The organism is Streptomyces sp. NPDC001135 (assembly GCF_053598395.1).
The window spans coordinates 250253-267412 of sequence record NZ_JBSFKD010000002.1 but is presented as its reverse complement, the minus strand read 5'-3'; the positions used below and the strand labels follow the sequence as shown (position 1 = coordinate 267412).

Genomic DNA, 17160 nt, shown 5'->3' with positions numbered 1-17160 from the left:
ACCGCCGCACCGGTCCGGGCCGCGCGAAGGCCCGAGCCGGACGGCAGAACGCCGGGGGCGCCCGTCCTCACCCGGGTACGGCATCACGCGCGTACCAGCGGGAGGACGGGCGCCCCCGGCGGCAGAACCGGTGTCCGGTCAGGCCTTCGCCCTGGCCTCGGACTTCGCCTTGGACGAGGGGGTCGTGACCCTGATCTTGGACTTGTCCAGCGCCATCACCAGTCCGGCGATGACCACGAACAGCGCGAGCGGGATCAGCACGTAGAGACCCAGCGTCTGGACGACGCTCAGGGGCTGGCCGGGGTCGTCGCCGTCGTCGCGGGTCAGCGCGAGCGCGGGGGACGACATGAGCAGCATCATCAGCGTCGTACCGGCGGCCAGGGCGCCGGCGCGCAGGGCGTTCTTCTTGTCCACGGTCTCAAGTTAGCGAATCACCCGGAAGGCCGCGCGCGCGGGGTCCGGTAGCGGGGGTTCACCCGTCTCCGAGCTGCGTGAACACGGCGAGCAGGGCGCGCAGCCGGGGCGCGGCCGTCAGCTCCTCCAGGGGCACCGGCCGGCCCGCGCGGTCCGCGATCGGCAGCCGCCAGTTCGGGTACTGGTCCCAGGTTCCCGGCAGGTTCTGCGGGCGGCGGTCGCCGACGCCGTCCGGGAGCCAGACGCCGATCAGCCGGGCCGGGGTGCGCAGCAGGAAGCGGTGGACGGCGCGGATCTCCTCCTCCTCGTCGGTGCCGGGCGGGCCGGCGGCCGTCAGGTCCAGCAGGCCGAGGCTGCCGAGCAGGGCGAGCCACTCGGCGGCGTCCGCGGTGGCCTCGGCGCGCTCCTCGACCGCCGGGCGGGTGAGCAGGCCCAGGCGGTCGCGCAGGTCGACGTGGTCGCCGGTGAGCCGGGCGGCGGTGGGCGGCAGATCGTGGGTGGTGGCGGTGGCCAGGCAGTCGGCGCGCCAGCGGTCGGGCGGCAGCGGGCGGCCGTCCCCCTCCCAGTCGCGTTCGAACCACAGCACCGAGGTGCCGAGGACCCCGCGCCGCCCGAGCGTCTCGCGCACGCCCGGCTCGACGGTGCCGAGGTCCTCGCCGATGACGACGGCCCCGGCACGGGTGGCCTCCAGGGCGAGGATCGCGAGCATGGCGTCGGCGTCGTAGCGGACGTACGTGCCCTCGGTGGGCGGGCTGCCCTGCGGGACCCACCACAGCCGGAACAGGCCCATGACGTGGTCGATGCGCAGGGCGCCGGCGTAGCGGAACAGGGCGCGCAGGAGGTCGCGGTAGGGGGCGTGCCCGGTGGCGGCGAGGCGGTCGGGGCGCCAGGGCGGCAGGCCCCAGTCCTGGCCGCGGGCGTTGAAGGCGTCGGGCGGGGCGCCGACGGACATGCCGGCGGCGAACACGTCCTGCTGCGCCCAGGCGTCGGCGCCGGCCGGGTGCACGCCGACGGCCAGGTCGTGCACGATCCCGACCGGCATGCCGGCCTCGCGGGCGGCGCGCTGGGCGGCACGCAGCTGGCCGTCGGTGAGCCAGGCGAGGCGGGCGTGGAACTCGACCCGGTCGGCGAGCTCGGCGCGGGCGCGGGCGGTTCCGGCCGAGCGGGGGTCGCGCAGGCCCTCGGGCCAGGAGTGCCAGTCGCAGCCATGGGTCTCGGCGAGGGCGTACCAGGTGGCGTGGTCGTCGAGGGCCTGCCCGTGGGCGGCGCGGAAGTCGTCGTAGGCGGCCCGGCGGCCGGGGCCCAGGGGGACGGCCAGGACCAGTTCCAGTGCCTCCCGCTTCAGCTCCCACACGGCGTCGCGGTCGATGAGGGCGCCCTTGTCGAGGACGGCGGCGCGCAGCCGCTCGGCCCGCTCCAGCAGCCCGCCCAGCCGCTCCCGGTCCGCCACGTACGCGTACTCGGGGACGTCCTCGATCCGCAGGTGCACGGGGTCGGGGAAGCGGCGGGAGGAGGGGCGGTACGGGGACGGGTCCGTGGGAGCGCCGGGTACGGCCGCGTGCAGGGGGTTGACCTGCACGAATCCGGCGCCGGTGGTGCGTCCGGCCCAGCCGGCCAGCTCGGTGAGGTCGCCGAGGTCGCCCATGCCCCAGGAGCGGCGGGAGAGCAGGGAGTACAGCTGGACGAGGAGGCCGTGGGAGCGGCCGGGCGGGGCGGGCAGCCGGTCGGGGGCGACGACGAGGTGGGCGTGGCCGGTGCGCCCGTCGGGGGCAGCGGCGGTCACGCGGTGCACACCGAGCGGGAGGTTCCAGGTCCCGTCCCGCTCCTCCCCCTCCTCGGTCCGCACGCGCAGGCGGGTGCCGGGCGGCAGCGCGGCGAGGGCGGCGGGGCCCTGCGGGTCGCCGGCCCAGTGCACGACCGTCGGCGGCAGCAGGCGCTCGCGCAGTTCGCGTTCGCGGGCGGCGAGCGCGGTGCGTACGGCGTCGGGGCCGGCCGCGGCGACGCCGAGGGCGGCCAGCGCGGCGACCACCGCGGAGGCGGGGACCGGGACGTCGCGGCCCGGGGCGGGGCTGTAGGAGGTGGCGACCCCGTGCAGCTCGGCGAGCCGGGACAGCTCCGCGTCCGCGAGGTCCTCGAACGCCGCGGCCATCTACAACCCCGCGCCGAAGCCGTCGGACTCGCTGGTCAGCGGGGTGGCCTCGGCGAGCGGCGGCTCGCTGGTCAGGGGCTCGGCGTCGGGCAGGGGCGGTTCGCTGGTCAGCGGGGCCTGGGCGCGGGCGCCCTCCGCGCTGCAGACGCCCAGCGGTGCCTCGGCGGTCGTGGCGGACGGCTCCGCCACGGGTTTCCACTGGGCCGGGATCGAGAGTCGGGCCGGTGCGGCCACGGGGGCCTCCTTCGGGTGGGTCGGTCGCTCGGGCCGGATGATGCGGCTTTGAACGGGTTACGGCAGGCCTACCCCGTGACGGCGTCCGCACTCGCGGCCGTTTTCGGAGCACCTGCCGGAGCCCTGCCGGAACCGTGATGGAGCCCTGAGGGAGCACCTGGCGTGCGCCTGCGGGAAGGGCCGTGATCCGGCACCGGACCGTTGATCGATAGAGAGGGTGTGAAACTGTTCCGCCCCATGGGGGGCCAGCGGGAGGGCGACGGGGGAACCGGCGGCGCCGACGGGGACGCGGCGTTGGTGCGGGCCGTCGCCGCAGGGGACGCGGCCGCGATGGCCGCGCTGTACGACCGGCACGCGGGCTGGCTGCACGCGCGGCTGACCCGCCGGTGCGCCGACCCCGAGGTGGTGCGCGAGGTGCTGCAGGACACGTTCGTCACGGTGTGGCGGTCGGCGGCCGGGCACCGCGGGCAGGAGGCCGGCGGCTGGCTGTGGACGATCGCCGCGCGCCGCCTCGTCGACGCCCGGCGGGCACAGGAGCGAGCCGCGCGGGTGGCGGCGGCACCCCTGGAGCCGGCGGACGGCTCCCATGAGCCGGCCGCGGCGCCGTCCGCCGAGGACAGGGTGCTGGCGGGGCTGGAGTACGGCGATGTCGGCACCGCCCTCGGCCGGATCTCCCCCGAACTGCGCGAGGTGCTGCGCGCGACCGTCGTGGACGGGCTGAGCACCCGCGAGGCGGCCCGGCTGCTCGGCATACCCGAGGGCACCGTCAAGTCCCGCGCCCGGCGCGCCCGGGCCGAACTGCGGGCCGCGCTCGACCGGTTGAACCCGTCCCCGATCGGAGGCACGGCATGAGAGACGGCAACCCGCACGTCTGGCACGTCTCCGGCGACCTCGCCGCCCGCTATGCCGAGGGCACGCTGCCGGAACCGGACGCGTGGTCCCTGGAGAAGCATGTGGAGCACTGCGCGGGCTGCGCGTCCCGGGTGTCGGACGCGGTGGGCGCGACGGCCTCCGGCACGGTGCTCGCGGAGGTCCGGGCGGCGGTACTGGCGACGGTCCTGAAGCCGGCTCCGGAATCCGCGCGGACGGAGTCCGCGGTACGACAGGCGGACTCTCCGGTACGGCGGACGCAGTCTCCGGTGCGACAGGCGAAGTCTCCGGTGTGGCAGCCGCCCGGCCCGGTGCCGCGACGGCGGCGGCCCGCCCCGGTGTCCCGACCGCAGCCGTCCGCCCCGGTGTCGCGTCTCGTCCGACTGCTGTGGGCCGCCGGCCCCGCCGTGCGCGGGGCGTGGCTGCCCGCCGTGTTCGTCGTGGCCGCCGGCGCGCTGGGGCTGGCCTACGGCGCCGGGTTCCCCGGTGCGCGGGCGCTGCTGCTGGCGGTCGCGCCGGTCGTCCCGGTGGCCGGGATCGCCCTGTCCTACGGCCCGCACGCCGATCCGCTGCACGAGGTCGCCGCGGCCACCCCGGGCGGCGGGCTGCGGCTCGCGCTCACCCGTACCGTCGCTGTCCTCGCGGTGAGCCTGCCGCTGCTGACCCTCACCGGCCTGCTGCTGCCCGCCTCGGGGGCACCGGCCGCCGCGGCCTGGCTGCTGCCGGGGCTGGCACTGGCGCTGGGCTCGCTGGCCCTGGCCTCCTTCGTCGGCTGCCGGGCGGCCGCCCTGGTGACGGGGGGCGGCTGGCTGGCGGCCGTCCTGGGCCCGGTACCCGCCGCGCCCGGTGCTACGGCCGGCGCACGGCTGGCCGAGCAGCTCTCGCGCTGCCTCGACGGCGGCGGCGTACAGAGCGCGTGGGCGGCGGCGGCCGTGCTGAGCGCCGTCCTGCTGACCGCCCGCCGTCCCGCGTACGACCGCCCGCTCGGGCGGTGACGGCCGGCGGGCGCCACGTCGCAAGACCCCCTTTCCCGACTTCAGAACCGCTCTTCTCCGGAGAGAACGTGACCTCCATACGTGTGACCGGACTGCGGGTCCGGCACCGCAGGACGCTTGCCCTCGACTCCCTCGACCTCGGCCTCGGCACCGGTGTGCACGGGCTGCTCGGTCCGAACGGGGCCGGGAAGACCTCGCTCATCCGGGTGCTGGCCACGGTCGCCCGGCCGGACGCCGGGCGGGTGGAGATCCTCGGCGAGGACACCGCCGAGCGCCACGGCCGGGCCGAGGTGCGGCGCCGGCTCGGCTATCTGCCGCAGGAGTTCGGCTACTACCCGGGCTTCACCGTGCGGGAGTTCGTCGCGTACGTGGCCTGGCTGAAGGAGGTGCCCGCCGACCGGGTGCCGGACGCCGTGGAGCGGGCCGTGACCCGGGTGGGCCTCGGGGAACGGATCGACGCGAAGGTGCGCACGCTGTCCGGGGGCATGATCCGCCGGGTCGGCATCGCGCAGGCCGTCGTCAACGACCCTGCCGTCCTGCTGCTGGACGAGCCGACGGCCGGACTGGACCCGGAACAGCGCGTGGAGTTCCGTGCGCTGCTGCGCGAGCTGGGTGCCGAAGCGACCGTCGTCGTCTCCACCCATCTGGTCGAGGACGTGGCCGCCGCCTGCACGGAGGTCACCCTCCTGGAGGGCGGCCGGGTCGCCTACCGGGGCACCCCGGAGGCCCTCACACTGCTCGGCGAGGCGTCCGACGGCCCGGGCGACCATCCGATCGAGCGCGGGTACACCGCCGTGCTGCGGGCCCACCGCGCAGCAGCGGGTACGGGCGCGCGGGAGGCGGTGTGATGACGCTCGTCGTCGAACGGAAGGCACCGAAGGCGAAGAGGCGGACGCCGCACCCCGTCCGGGCGGAGGCCGTGCGCGGCTTCGCGCCGTTTGCCGGGGCCGTGGTCGTGGTGGCGCTCGGCGTGATGCTGGTCCGCACGGCGGACCGGTGGCAGGGGGACTGGGGGGCGACCGCCGCGCGGGTGCACGACGCCCTCTTGATGGTGATGCCGCTGGGCGCCGCGGCGGGATGCTGGCAGGGCGGACGGGAGCGGCGCCGCCGGACCGAGGAGCTGTGGGGGACGGCCGTACGGCCGCCGCTGGTGCGGTTCCTGGCCGCCGCGCTCCCGCTGACGGCCTGGGTGACGGCCGGTTACCTGGTCGCCGTGGCCGCCGCGCTGCTCGCGACGCAGCCGTACGCGCTGGGCGACCGGCCGCACCTGGGCCTGCTGCCCGGGGACACGGTGGCCCTGGCATCGGCCGTGCTGTTCGGGCATGTGGCCGGCCGGGTCCTGCCGACGCGGCTGGCGGCGCCCCTGCTGGCCGTGGCCGGGTACGCGGGGCTCGGGGTGATCACGATCGGCTCGCCGGGCTACAGCACCCCGCTCAGCCCGGCCCTGCCCATCGGCGACGACGAACTGCCGGTGTGGTGGCAGCCGGTGGCGATGGCCGGGTGGACCGGCGGGGTGGCACTCGCCGTCGTGCTGGCGTACGCCGCCCGGCGCCGGGTGACGGCCCTGCTGCCGCTGGCCGCCGCCGTGGCCGCGGGCACGCTGCTGGTGCAGAACGGCGATGCCCCGTGGCACCGCGACCCGCTCTCCCGGCGCCAGGTCTGTGACACCTCGACCACTCCGGCGGTCTGTGTGAACGCCCGGTACGGGAAGCTGTTGCCGCAGGTCAAAGCGGCCGTGTCCGGGATCACCGGCAAGCTGGAGGGGGTGCGGAACCTGCCGGTGCGCTGGGCGGACGGGCCGGACGGGCGGCACCACGACGAGGCGCAGCTGCCGATCGTCACACCGGTCGGCTGGGCGGTCGTACGGGGGCGGCTGACGGATCCCCGGGAGTACGCCTGGGAGGCCGCCGCCGCGCTGGGGCGGCACGGGGAGTGCGCGGACCGGCGCGTACGGGAGCTGGACGAGCTGGTCGAGCACTATCTGGCGCCCTCTCCCGCCGAGTCCCACTTCGACGACCTGGACGCGAGCGGGTCCAAGACCTCGCGGGCCGAGCTGCGCGGGAGGGTGGCCGCCCGGGCGCACCTGGCGTCGATGGGCGAGCAGGAGCGCAGGGCATGGCTGTCGGCGTACTTCGCGACGGCGGACAGCTGCGACGTCACGGGGGTGCCGGCCCTGTGAACGGCCTGGTCCTCTACGCCCGCTCCCGGGCCCTGCCGCTCGCGCTGGCCGCGCTCGCCGGGACCACCGCGTTCGCGGTGTGGTCCGCCGGACAGCTGGACAGCTACCTGGACCCCGACCGCCGGGTGCCGGTCGTGGCGCTTGCCCCGCTGCTGGCCTCGGCCGTGATCGGGACGAGCCTGTACACGGCCTCGGAGGAACTGGACCGTACGGCAGTACGACCGTGGTGGCCGCGCCGGCTGACCCACCTCGGGCTGCTGACCGCACTGGCGGCGGTCCTCCTGCCGCTGGCGGTCCTCGGCCACACCCAGACCTTCGGGCCGCCCGCCATGGTCCGCAACACCCTGGGCTGCACGGGGATCACGGCCACGGCCGCCGCCCTCCTGGGCGCCCGCCTGAGCTGGCTGCCGGCCTTCGCCTATGTCTCCGCCGTGTACATGGGCGGCTCCGGCGCACAGGGACACGCGGCAGCGGTATGGGCCTGGCCCCTGCAGCCGGGGGCGGAGCGGGGCGCGTGGGCGGCGGCGCTGGTGGCGTTCACGCTGGGAACCGCGCTGTACGCGACAGCGGGTGCCCGCACGGAGGGACCTCGCGGTTGAACCTCCGGGCGGGGCGGATCACCCAGGGGCGCGGGGAACTGCGCGACCGGCCGCGAACGACCCGCAGCCGCCGGACAGCCTCACCACGCCCCCTGGCAGGCGCAAAAAAACACCGGCCCGGAACTCAGGCGGAGATGCCGTCGATCCGGGCCAGGGCATCGTCCGCGCCGTACGGCTGCAAATAGGGCAGCCACCGCGGATCCCGATGCCCGGTCCCGATGATCCGCCAGGCGAGCCCGGTCGGCGGAGCCGGTTTGTGCCGCAGCCGCCACCCGAGTTCGACGAGGTGGCGGTCGGCCTTGACGTGGTTGCAGCGGCGGCAGGAGGCCACCACGTTGTCCCAGCGGTGTTGGCCCCCGCGGCTGCGGGGGATGACGTGGTCGACGCTGGTTGCGACGCCACCGCAGTACATGCACCGGCCCCCGTCGCGGGCGAAGAGCGCGCGGCGGGTGAGAGGAACGGGCCCCCGGTAGGGAACCCGTACGAATCGCTTGAGCCGGACCACGCTGGGTGCGGGGACTGTGACGGTCGCGCTGTGCATATAGGCGCCGGATTCCTCGAGGGAGACGGCCTTGTTCTCCAGGACGAGGACGAGCGCGCGGCGGAGCGGTACGACGCCGAGCGGCTCGTACGACGCGTTGAGGACCAGGACGTGCGGCACGGGTGCCTCCTTGGGCGTCGGCGGCGCGTGGCTCGCGCCGGGACGATCTGCAGTCAGTCTCCCCTCATGCCTGGTGGAAGCGCCACCATGTCCCGGTAACGGGCTGGGAGTGTTTTCGACCACATCCGATTCATCCCCCGGATCATGGCCGGTTCAAGCCAGGGTGAGCCCTGTCTCTCCTGCGCCCCTCCTTGGCGGATCCGCGCGGGGCACACACAATGCCCCGTTAGTGTGGTGGTCCTGTCCGTCCGGTGACCTTTTCGTGACCTTGACCGCCCCGCCGGCCGGACCGCGCAGCACCTTGGAGGTACCTGCCGTGTCGTCCTTGCCCGCCGTCCTGCTGGCCGCCGGTGCGTCGCCGACCCCGTCCCCTTCCCCCTCCCAGACGACCCCTGCCGTGCCGTCGTTCCAGGACGCCCAGCAGAGCGCGACGAACGCGGCGAGCTGGGTCGAACAGAACTGGTCGACCTGGCTCGCGATGGGTCTGCAGATCCTGCTGATCGTGGTCGTGGCGGTGGCACTGCGCGCGGCGGTGCGGCGGGCGATCACCAAGCTGATCGACCGGATGGGCCGCACCGCGCAGGCCGTGGACGGCACGGCGCTGGGCGGACTGCTGGTCAACGCCGAGCGGCGGCGGCAGCGGTCGGCGGCGATAGGTTCCGTGCTGCGGTCGGTGGCGAGCTTCCTGATCCTCGGTACGGCCGCGCTGATGGTGCTGTCCACCTTCAAGATCAACCTGGCGCCGCTGCTGGCGTCGGCCGGTGTGGCCGGTGTGGCGATCGGTTTCGGCGCACGCAACCTCGTCACGGACTTCCTCTCCGGCGTGTTCATGATCCTGGAGGACCAGTACGGCGTCGGGGACGTGATCGACGCGGGGGTGGCCACCGGCGAGGTGATCGAGGTCGGGCTGCGGGTGACCAAGCTGCGCGGGTCCGACGGCGAGATCTGGTACGTCCGCAACGGCGAGGTCAAGCGGATAGGCAACCTCTCGCAGGGCTGGGCGACGGCGGGCGTGGACGTCACCGTGAAGTCGTCCGAGGACCTGGACCAGGTCAAGGCCACCCTCGACGACGTCGCCGAGCACATGAGCAAGGAAGAGCCCTGGAACGAGATGCTGTGGGGCCCGGTGGAGGTGCTCGGCCTGGACTCCGTCCTGATCGACTCCATGGTGGTGCGGGTGTCGGCCAGGACGATGCCGGGCAAGGCGCTGACGGTCGAGCGGGAGCTGCGCTGGCGGATCAAGCGGGCGTTCGACCGGGCGAGCATCCGCATCGTGGGCGGCGCGACGGCGACGGAGGACGTCGAGGACGCCCCGGACCCGACGGCGGCGGTGGCGGCGCCGTCGGTGTACGCCAACGCGGACTCCACGCAGTCGGTTGCGGCAGCACCCATCGTTTCCCAGCGGCCGGCACCTCCGGCGAAATAGCGGAACGGTTCGGCACACACGTTCGAGTGAACAGGTGGGGCATTCCGGCGCCGAGGGCGTACGGGGTGCCCCATCGTTCTGCCCGGGGCGCCCGGCGTGGGCTTAGCCTGACATCAGTGCGACAAGGAGAACGAGCGATGAGCGCGGAACCTCTCATGGAGCCGGTGATGACGCAGGACCCCATCGATCTGCTGATCGCGATCGAGGAGGCGTCGGTGGCGCCGATCCGACCCGAGTACGTCGAGGGGACGGTCATCGTGCCGCCGCAGCCGAACCATGAACACAACGACGGAGCCTTCAAGCTCGCCGTCCAGCTCTTCACTGCGGGGCTGGGCCTGGCAGGCATGGGCAACGGCTACCGGGCCGCGAACAGGGACGGCAGCACTACGACCCTGGTCATCCCTGACTTCTACATCCTGCGCCGTGAGCCGTCCGAACTCGACGAGTCCTACCTGAAGGCTCACAAGGGCTGGTACCCCATCGACATGATCGCCCTGGTAGGCGAAGTCACCTCCACCAACCACGAGACGGACACGGGCCCCAAGTTCCGCGCTTACGCCGCCGCCGGCGTCCCCGTCTACGTCCTCATCGACCGCCACTCCAAGACGGCCCACTGCTACACGGACCCCATCCTCCCCGGTGACGACCCCACCGAGGCCTACTACGACACGGACACCAAGGTCACCCTCGGCGCCCCCCTCCCCCTCCCAGCCCCGTATCCCACCCTCGACACCACCCCCTTCCTCGACAGCTGAACCCGAGGTCTCCCCGCCCCGAGACAACGACTCCGTCGCCTCGGGGCCGTTGTCTATTGACGCCCCCTTCCTCCTGGGCTTACGTTCCTCGCACCACGATAGGAAACTTTCCTAACAGTGATCTCCCGGCGGCCGGTGATCAAGGCTGGACGCCACGCCCGGGTCACTGAAAAGCTGGGTGGCTGGAAAGGCAGGTGTCGAACTCCATGGCAGGAACCGCCGGTACGCCGGGCACCCCGCGTGTACTGCGCGCCATGAACGACCGTGCCGCACTGGACCTCCTGCTGGAGCACGGACCGCTCTCGCGCACCCGGATCGGCAAGCTCACCGGCCTGTCCAAGCCCACCGCCTCGCAGCTGCTGGCCCGCCTGGAGGCGGCCGGCCTGGTCCGGGTGACCGGCACCAGCGAGGGCCGGCCGGGCCCCAACGCCCAGCTGTACGCCGTCAACCCCACAGCCGCGCACGCCGCCGGACTCGACGTCACCCCCGACCGCATCCGCGCCGCCGTCGCCGACATCACCGGCCGGACGGTGGGCGAGTTCGAACTGCCCACACCGGGGCGGTACCCGGCGCAGCCCGTCGTCCAGCAGGTCACCGACGCGCTCGACGGTGCCGTGAAGGCGGCCGGGCTCGCACGGTCCGACGTGCACCGGCTGGTCATCGGCACCCCGGGCGCCTTCGACCCGAACACCGGGCGGCTGCGCTACGCCTCCCATCTGCCGGGCTGGCACTCCCCCACCCTGCTCGGGGAACTCGCGGCGGCACTCCCCATGCCCGTCGAGTACGAGAACGACGTCAACCTCGTCGCCCTCGCCGAACAGCGGCTCGGGGCCGCCCGCGGCCACGGGGACTTCGTCCTGCTGTGGAACGAGGAGGGACTCGGCGCCGCCCTGGTCCTCGGCGGCCGGCTGCACCGCGGCTGGACCGGCGGCGCCGGCGAGGTCGGTTTCCTGCCGGTGCCCGGAACCCCCCTGGTGCGCCAGGTGGCCAAGGCCAACACGGGTGGCTACCAGGAGCTGGCCGGCTCCCAGGCCGTACCGGGGCTGGCCCGCGAACTCGGCATCGAGGACGTGCCGTCGGGGCCGTGCACGGAGGTCGCCGCCGCACTCGTCGCCCGTGCCGCCGACCACGCGAGCGGCCCCTACCGCGAGCTGCTGGAGAGCTACGCGACACGGCTCGCCATCGGTCTCGCCTCGCTCGTCTCCGTCCTCGACCCCGAACTCGTCGTCCTCAGCGGCTCCGCACTGACGGCCGGCGGCGAGGTGCTGCGCGCCCTCGTCCAGGCCGAGCTGGAAGAGCTGGCCGCGGCCCGCCCCCGGCTGGTCGTCGGTGACGTCCAGGAACACCCCGTACTGCGCGGCGCGCTGGAGTCCGCGCTCGTCACCACCCGCGACGAGGTCTTCGACACCTCGCGCTAGAGCGCCCCCGCTTTCCCCGACCCCATCCCCCGGGAGACCTCGCCATGCCCGAAGTCATACCGTCCGCTGCCCGAAAAGCGGCCTTTGCCATGACTGCGTCCCTCGCCCTGTTCGCCACCGCCTGCACCGGGCAGTCGGGCTCCGGCGCCACGGACGACGCCTCGAAGGACACGACGATCACCTTCTGGCACGCCTGGAGCGCGCCGAACGAGGTGAAGGCCGTCAAGTCGCTGGTCGCCGGCTTCGAGAAGGCGCACCCCAACATCCATGTGGACGTCGTCGGCAACATGACCGACGACAAGATCAACCAGGCGCTGCGGTCCGGGGGTGACGGAGCGCCGGATGTGATCTCCTCCTTCACGACCAACAACGTCGGCAGGTTCTGTTCCTCCGGCGCGCTGGTCGATCTCACCCCCTTCTTCAAGAAGTCGGGCATCGATCCGCAGGCGACCTTCCCGAAGCCGATGAACGAGTACACCCGGTTCGGCGGCAACCGCTGCACGGCGCCGCTGCTCGGTGACGCGTACGGGCTCTACTACAACAAGACGGCGTTCAAGAAGGCGGGTATCGCGAACCCGCCGAAGACCTGGTCCGCGTTCGAGGCCGACGCCGAGAAGCTGACCGTGTCCGACGGCGACTCCTACGAACAGCTGGGATTCATGCCGGACTACCACGGCTGGGAGACCACCACCGAGCACTACTTCGGGCAGTTCTCGCCGACGTACTTCGCCAAGAACGGAAAGTCGGACCTCGCCACGGATCCGGCGTTCCGGAAGGGCTTCGAGCTGCAGAAGCGGCTCGTGGACGAACTCGGCGGATTCCAGAAGCTGGAGAGGTTCCGGGCGACGCTCGGCGACGAGTGGGGTCCCAAGCACCCCTTCCACACCGGTCAGGTCGCCATGCAGCTGGACGGCGAGTGGCGGCTCGGCATGGCCGAGCAGACCAAGCCGGAGTTCGAGATCGGGGTCGCCCCGCTGCCCGTCCCCGACGACCAGGTGAGCCAGTACGGCAAGGGCTACATCACCGGCACCGTCACGGGCATCGCCGCCACCAGCCACAAGCAGAACGCGGCCTGGGAGTTCGTCAAGTACATCACCACGGACACCGACGCCGTGGTCGGCTTCGCCAACGGCATCCACAACGTGCCCTCCACGCTGGCCGCCCTGAAGTCCCCGAAGCTGACGTACGACCCGCGTTTCAAGACCTTCCTGGACATCGCCGCCGACCCGAACTCCACCACGTCTCCCGCCTCCCTCAACGGCGGCCAGTACCTGGTGACGATCCAGCAGCTCGGGTACGACTACGAAAGCGGCAGGGTCACCGATCTGAAGGCCGGCCTGAAGAAAGCGGCCGCGCAGATCGACACGGACATCGCGCAGGCGAAGTAGCCGATGGGTAAGCCCACTCCGGCGTCGAAACGCCGCCGCTCGGCGCTTCGCACGGCCGCCTTCATGTCGCCCTGGCTGATCGGCTTCGCGGTCTTCTTCGCGTACCCGCTGATCTCGACGGTCTATTTCTCCTTCATGCACTACGACGGCTTCCGACCGCCGGCGTGGAGCGGGGCCAAGAACTGGACCTACGTCTTCGCGCACTACCCGCTGTTCTGGCCGGCCCTGCGCAACACCCTCTGGCTGGTCCTGGTCATGGTGACCCTCCGGGTCGTCTTCGGGCTCGGCATCGGCCTGCTCATCACCAGGATCAAGACCGGGACGGGGGTCTTCCGCACCCTGTTCTACCTGCCGTACCTCGCCCCGCCGGTCGCGGCGACCATGGCCTTCGCGTTCCTCCTCAACCCCGGCACGGGACCGGTCGACTCCGTCCTGGAGAAGGCCGGCATCCCGGCGCCGGGCTGGTTCAACGACCCCGCCTGGTCCAAGCCGGCCCTCACCCTGCTGGCGTTGTGGGGCATCGGCGACCTGATGGTCATCTTCATGGCCGCGCTGCTGGACGTGCCGGCCGAGCAGTACGAGGCGGCCGAGCTGGACGGGGCGTCGGCGTGGCAGCGCTTCCGGTTCGTCACGCTGCCGAACATCTCCCCCATCGTGATGTTCGCCGTCGTCACCGGCGTGATCCAGACCATGCAGTGCTACACCCAGCCGCTGATCGCCGGAAAGGTCGCCTCCGGGGTGATCCAGGGCGCGGGCACCCAGTTCGAGCCCGGCTACCCCGACAAGTCCACGCTCACCCTCCCCCAGCTCGTCTACAACCTCGGCTTCCAGCGCTTCGACTACGGCTCGGCCTGTGTGGTGGCCCTGGTGCTGTTCGCGCTGTCGATGGTGTTCACCGCACTGCTGATGCGGCGCCGGGGCGGTCTCATCCAGGCAGGTGACTGACGTATGACCCGCCGCAAGGCACATCTCGAATGGATAGCGGTCCACTCCCTGGGCGTGGCCGCCGCCCTGTTCTTCACGCTCCCCTTCGTGTTCGTCTTCCTGACCTCCCTGATGAGCGACACCCAGGCACTCAGCCGCGACCTGGTCCCGCACACCTGGGAGTGGGGCAACTACACGAAGGTCTTCGACACGCCGGGCTTTCTGACGTGGTGGAAGAACACCCTGATCTACGCCGGCCTCGGCACGGTGCTGACGGTGGCGTCGTCGGTCCCGGTGGCGTACGCACTCGCCAAGTTCCGCTTCCGGGGCCGCAATCTGTCGCTCATGCTGGTGATCTCGATGATGATGCTGCCCCCGCAGGTGATCGTCATCCCGATGTACCTGTTCTGGGCCAAGCAGCTGGACCTGTCCGGAACACTGTGGCCGCTGATCATTCCGATGGCGTTCGGCGACGCGTTCTCCGTCTTCCTGCTGCGCCAGTTCCTGATGACGATCCCGAACGAGTACCTGGACGCGGCGAAGGTCGACGGCTGCGGAGACCTGAGGACCCTGCTCAGGGTCGTGCTGCCGATGGCCAGGCCGGGCATCCTGGCCGTCGCCCTCTTCCAGTTCTTCTACGCCTGGAACGACTACTTCGGACCCCAGATCTACGCGTCCGAGAACCCCGGCGCCTGGACCCTGTCCTACGGCCTGGAGTCCTTCAAGGGCGCCCACCACACCGACTGGAACCTCACCATGGCCGCGACGGTGCTGGTCATGGCCCCCGTGATCCTCGTGTTCTTCTTCGCCCAGAAGGCGTTCGTGGAAGGCGTCACGCTCACCGGAGTGAAGGGTTAACCCTGTATGAAACTCACCGTGGTCGGCGGAGGCTCGACCTACACCCCCGAACTCATCGACGGCTTCGCACGCCTCAGGGACACCCTGCCCGTCGAGGAACTGGTCCTCGTGGACCCGGCCGCCGAACGCCTGGAACTGGTCGGCGGCCTGGCCCGGCGCATCTTCGCCAAGCAGGACCACGGCGGCCGGATCGTCACCACCGCCGACCTGGACGCGGGCGTCGACGGCGCCGACGCCGTACTGCTCCAGCTGCGCGTCGGCGGACAGGCGGCCCGGCAGCAGGACGAGACGTGGCCGCTGGAGTGCGGCTGCATCGGCCAGGAGACCACCGGTGCGGGCGGCCTCGCCAAGGCGCTGCGCACGGTCCCGGTCGTCCTGGACGTCGCCGAACGGGTCCGCCGGAGCAACCCCCGCGCCTGGATCGTCGACTTCACCAACCCGGTCGGCATCGTCACCCGCGCACTGCTCCAGGCGGGGCACCGGGCGGTCGGGCTGTGCAACGTGGCGATCGGCCTCCAGCGGAAGTTCGCGGGGCTGCTCGGCGTGAGCCCGGCGGATGTGCACCTCGCCCATGTGGGGCTCAACCACCTCACGTGGGAAACCGGTGTGCGCCTGGGCGGCCCCGAGGGGGACGACGTCCTGCCGAAGCTCCTCGCCGACCACGGCGACGCGATCGCCGACGACCTGCGCCTGCCGCGCCCCCTGCTGGACCGCCTGGGCGTGATCCCCTCCTACTACCTGCGCTACTACTACTCCCACGACGAGGTCGTCCGCGAACTGCGCGGCAAGCCGTCCCGCGCCGCCGAAGTGGCCGCCATGGAACGTGAGCTGCTGGCGATGTACGGCGACCCCGCCCTGGACGAGAAGCCGGCGCTGCTCGCGAAGCGCGGCGGCGCCTACTACTCGGAGGCGGCGGTGGACCTGGTGGCCGCGCTGCTCGGCGGGGCAGGCAGCCCGTACCAGGTGGTGAACGCGGTCAACCGGGGCACGCTGCCCTTCCTGCCCGACGACGCGGTGATCGAGGTGCAGGCGGCGGTCGGCCCGAACGGCCCGGCCCCGCTGCCGGTACCGGAGCCGGACCCGCTGTTCGCCGGGCTGATCGCGAACGTGACGGCGTACGAGGACCTGGCGCTGGAGGCGGCGCTGCGCGGCGGCCGCGACCGCGTCTTCCGCGCCCTGCTCGCCCACCCCCTGATCGGCCAGTACGCGTACGCCGACGCCCTGACCGACCAGTTGATCGCACACAACCGGGAGCACCTCGCGTGGGCGTGACCTCGACCGTGCTCGCGGTGGACGCGGGCAACAGCAAGACCGACGTGGCCGTGGTCACCGCCGCCGGGGAGGTCCTGGCCACGGCCCGCGGCGGCGGCTTCCGCCCGCCCGCGGTGGGCGTGCCGGCGGCGCTGGACGCGCTGGGCGAACCGGTCGCGCGGGCCTTCGCGGACGCGGGCGTCACGTCGGTCGCGCATGTGTCAGCCTGCCTGGCCAACGCGGATCTTCCCGTGGAGGAGGAGCAGTTGGCGACCGCGCTCCGGGCACGGGGGTGGGGTGCGTCGGTGGAGGTCCGCAACGACACCTTCGCGATCCTGCGGGCGGGCGTCGCCGAGCCGCGCGGGGTGGCCGTGGTGTGCGGTGCGGGCATCAACTGCGTCGGCATGCGCCCCGACGGCCGTACCGCGCGTTTCCCGGCCATCGGCCGTATCTCCGGTGACTGGGGCGGGGGCTGGGGGCTGGCCGAGGAGGCGCTGTGGCACGCGGCCCGCGCGGAGGACGGCCGGGGCGGGCCGACGGCCCTGGCCCGGACCCTGCCCGGGCACTTCGGGCTGCCGACGATGTACGCGCTGATCGAGGCGCTGCACCTGGGGCACGTCGACCACGACCGACGGCACGAGCTGACCCCGGTGCTGTTCGCGACGGCCGCCGGGGGCGATGCGGTGGCCCGCGCGATCGTCGCCCGGCTCGCGGAGGAGGTGGCGGTGATGGCCACGGTGGCGCTGACCCGTCTGGAGCTGCTCGGCGAGCAGACGCCGGTCCTGCTCGGCGGCAGCGTCCTGACGGCCGGCCACGCCCTGCTCGACGACGCCGTCCACGCCCTGCTGACGGCCCGCGCCCCGAAGGCCCGCGTCCGCGTGGTGACGGCGAGCCCGGTCCTGGGCGCGGCCCTGCTGGGCCTGGACCGGCTGAGTGCGGGGGCGGCGGCGCGGGAGCGGGCGCGAGGGTACTGGGAGCTGTCCGGAAAGAGCCACTGACCTGAAGAAGCGGGTTTGTTCACAAGATCGCCCGGAATCCG

Annotated in this window: 17 protein-coding genes; 13 read left to right on the top strand and 4 right to left on the bottom strand. The window is 73.0% G+C overall.

Annotated elements, in window-relative coordinates; genetic code table 11:
- Positions 1–138: 138 nt before the first annotated feature.
- The 3 genes from ACWC94_RS04255 to ACWC94_RS04245 are packed head-to-tail and all read right to left on the bottom strand — an operon-like array spanning position 139 to position 2797.
- Complete coding sequence (locus ACWC94_RS04255; protein WP_450794837.1) at positions 139–414, bottom strand: hypothetical protein; 276 nt, start codon at positions 412–414, stop codon at positions 139–141.
- 58 nt (positions 415–472) lie between these two features.
- Positions 473–2563, bottom strand: a complete 2091-nt coding sequence (gene malQ, locus ACWC94_RS04250) for a 4-alpha-glucanotransferase (RefSeq protein WP_450794836.1) — start codon at positions 2561–2563, stop codon at positions 473–475.
- The gene (locus ACWC94_RS04245; protein ID WP_450794835.1) at positions 2564–2797 is read right to left on the bottom strand and encodes a hypothetical protein; all 234 of its coding nucleotides are present in this window, start codon (positions 2795–2797) and stop codon (positions 2564–2566) included.
- Positions 2798–3034: 237 nt separating this feature from the next.
- Between ACWC94_RS04245 and ACWC94_RS04240 the strand changes: the two genes are divergently transcribed.
- From ACWC94_RS04240 to ACWC94_RS04220, 5 genes are all read left to right on the top strand, one after another.
- Complete coding sequence (locus tag ACWC94_RS04240; RefSeq protein ID WP_450794834.1) at positions 3035–3649, top strand: RNA polymerase sigma factor; 615 nt, start codon at positions 3035–3037, stop codon at positions 3647–3649.
- Positions 3646–4662: a zf-HC2 domain-containing protein gene (locus tag ACWC94_RS04235; RefSeq protein WP_450794833.1), complete on the top strand. Its 1017-nt coding sequence runs from the start codon at positions 3646–3648 to the stop codon at positions 4660–4662. Before ACWC94_RS04240 ends, ACWC94_RS04235 begins: the two co-directional genes overlap by 4 nt.
- A gap of 68 nt (positions 4663–4730) precedes the next feature.
- Positions 4731–5510 (top strand): ABC transporter ATP-binding protein, encoded by a 780-nt coding sequence (locus ACWC94_RS04230; protein ID WP_450794832.1) that lies wholly within the window; start codon positions 4731–4733, stop codon positions 5508–5510.
- Complete coding sequence (locus ACWC94_RS04225) at positions 5510–6841, top strand: hypothetical protein (protein ID WP_450794831.1); 1332 nt, start codon at positions 5510–5512, stop codon at positions 6839–6841. The genes ACWC94_RS04230 and ACWC94_RS04225 overlap by 1 nt, the downstream gene beginning before the upstream one ends.
- Entirely contained in the window at positions 6838–7440 is a 603-nt protein-coding gene (locus ACWC94_RS04220) for a hypothetical protein (RefSeq protein ID WP_450794830.1), read from the top strand. Before ACWC94_RS04225 ends, ACWC94_RS04220 begins: the two co-directional genes overlap by 4 nt.
- A gap of 124 nt (positions 7441–7564) precedes the next feature.
- Here ACWC94_RS04220 and ACWC94_RS04215 read toward each other — a convergent pair whose 3' ends face one another.
- Entirely contained in the window at positions 7565–8101 is a 537-nt protein-coding gene (locus ACWC94_RS04215; RefSeq protein ID WP_360086768.1) for an HNH endonuclease, read from the bottom strand.
- 316 nt (positions 8102–8417) lie between these two features.
- Here ACWC94_RS04215 and ACWC94_RS04210 point away from each other — a divergent pair, with 316 nt between their 5' ends.
- From ACWC94_RS04210 to ACWC94_RS04175, 8 genes are all read left to right on the top strand, one after another.
- On the top strand, positions 8418–9527 hold the full coding sequence (locus ACWC94_RS04210) for a mechanosensitive ion channel family protein (RefSeq protein ID WP_450794829.1): 1110 nt from the start codon (positions 8418–8420) through the stop codon (positions 9525–9527).
- A gap of 137 nt (positions 9528–9664) precedes the next feature.
- Positions 9665–10282, top strand: a complete 618-nt coding sequence (locus ACWC94_RS04205) for a Uma2 family endonuclease (RefSeq protein ID WP_450794828.1) — start codon at positions 9665–9667, stop codon at positions 10280–10282.
- 206 nt (positions 10283–10488) lie between these two features.
- Complete coding sequence (locus tag ACWC94_RS04200; RefSeq protein ID WP_450794827.1) at positions 10489–11700, top strand: ROK family transcriptional regulator; 1212 nt, start codon at positions 10489–10491, stop codon at positions 11698–11700.
- Positions 11701–11789: 89 nt separating this feature from the next.
- Positions 11790–13088, top strand: a complete 1299-nt coding sequence (locus tag ACWC94_RS04195; protein WP_450794826.1) for an ABC transporter substrate-binding protein — start codon at positions 11790–11792, stop codon at positions 13086–13088.
- Positions 13089–13091: 3 nt separating this feature from the next.
- Positions 13092–14033 carry a carbohydrate ABC transporter permease gene (locus tag ACWC94_RS04190; protein WP_450794825.1) on the top strand — a complete coding sequence of 314 codons (942 nt, stop codon included), beginning with the start codon at positions 13092–13094 and terminating at the stop codon, positions 14031–14033.
- Positions 14034–14036: 3 nt separating this feature from the next.
- The gene (locus ACWC94_RS04185) at positions 14037–14870 is read left to right on the top strand and encodes a carbohydrate ABC transporter permease (RefSeq protein ID WP_450794824.1); all 834 of its coding nucleotides are present in this window, start codon (positions 14037–14039) and stop codon (positions 14868–14870) included.
- Between the two features lie 6 nt (positions 14871–14876).
- Entirely contained in the window at positions 14877–16142 is a 1266-nt protein-coding gene (locus ACWC94_RS04180; RefSeq protein ID WP_450794823.1) for a 6-phospho-beta-glucosidase, read from the top strand.
- On the top strand, positions 16133–17119 hold the full coding sequence (locus ACWC94_RS04175; RefSeq protein ID WP_450794822.1) for an N-acetylglucosamine kinase: 987 nt from the start codon (positions 16133–16135) through the stop codon (positions 17117–17119). Before ACWC94_RS04180 ends, ACWC94_RS04175 begins: the two co-directional genes overlap by 10 nt.
- The last annotated feature ends 41 nt before the right edge of the window (positions 17120–17160 follow it).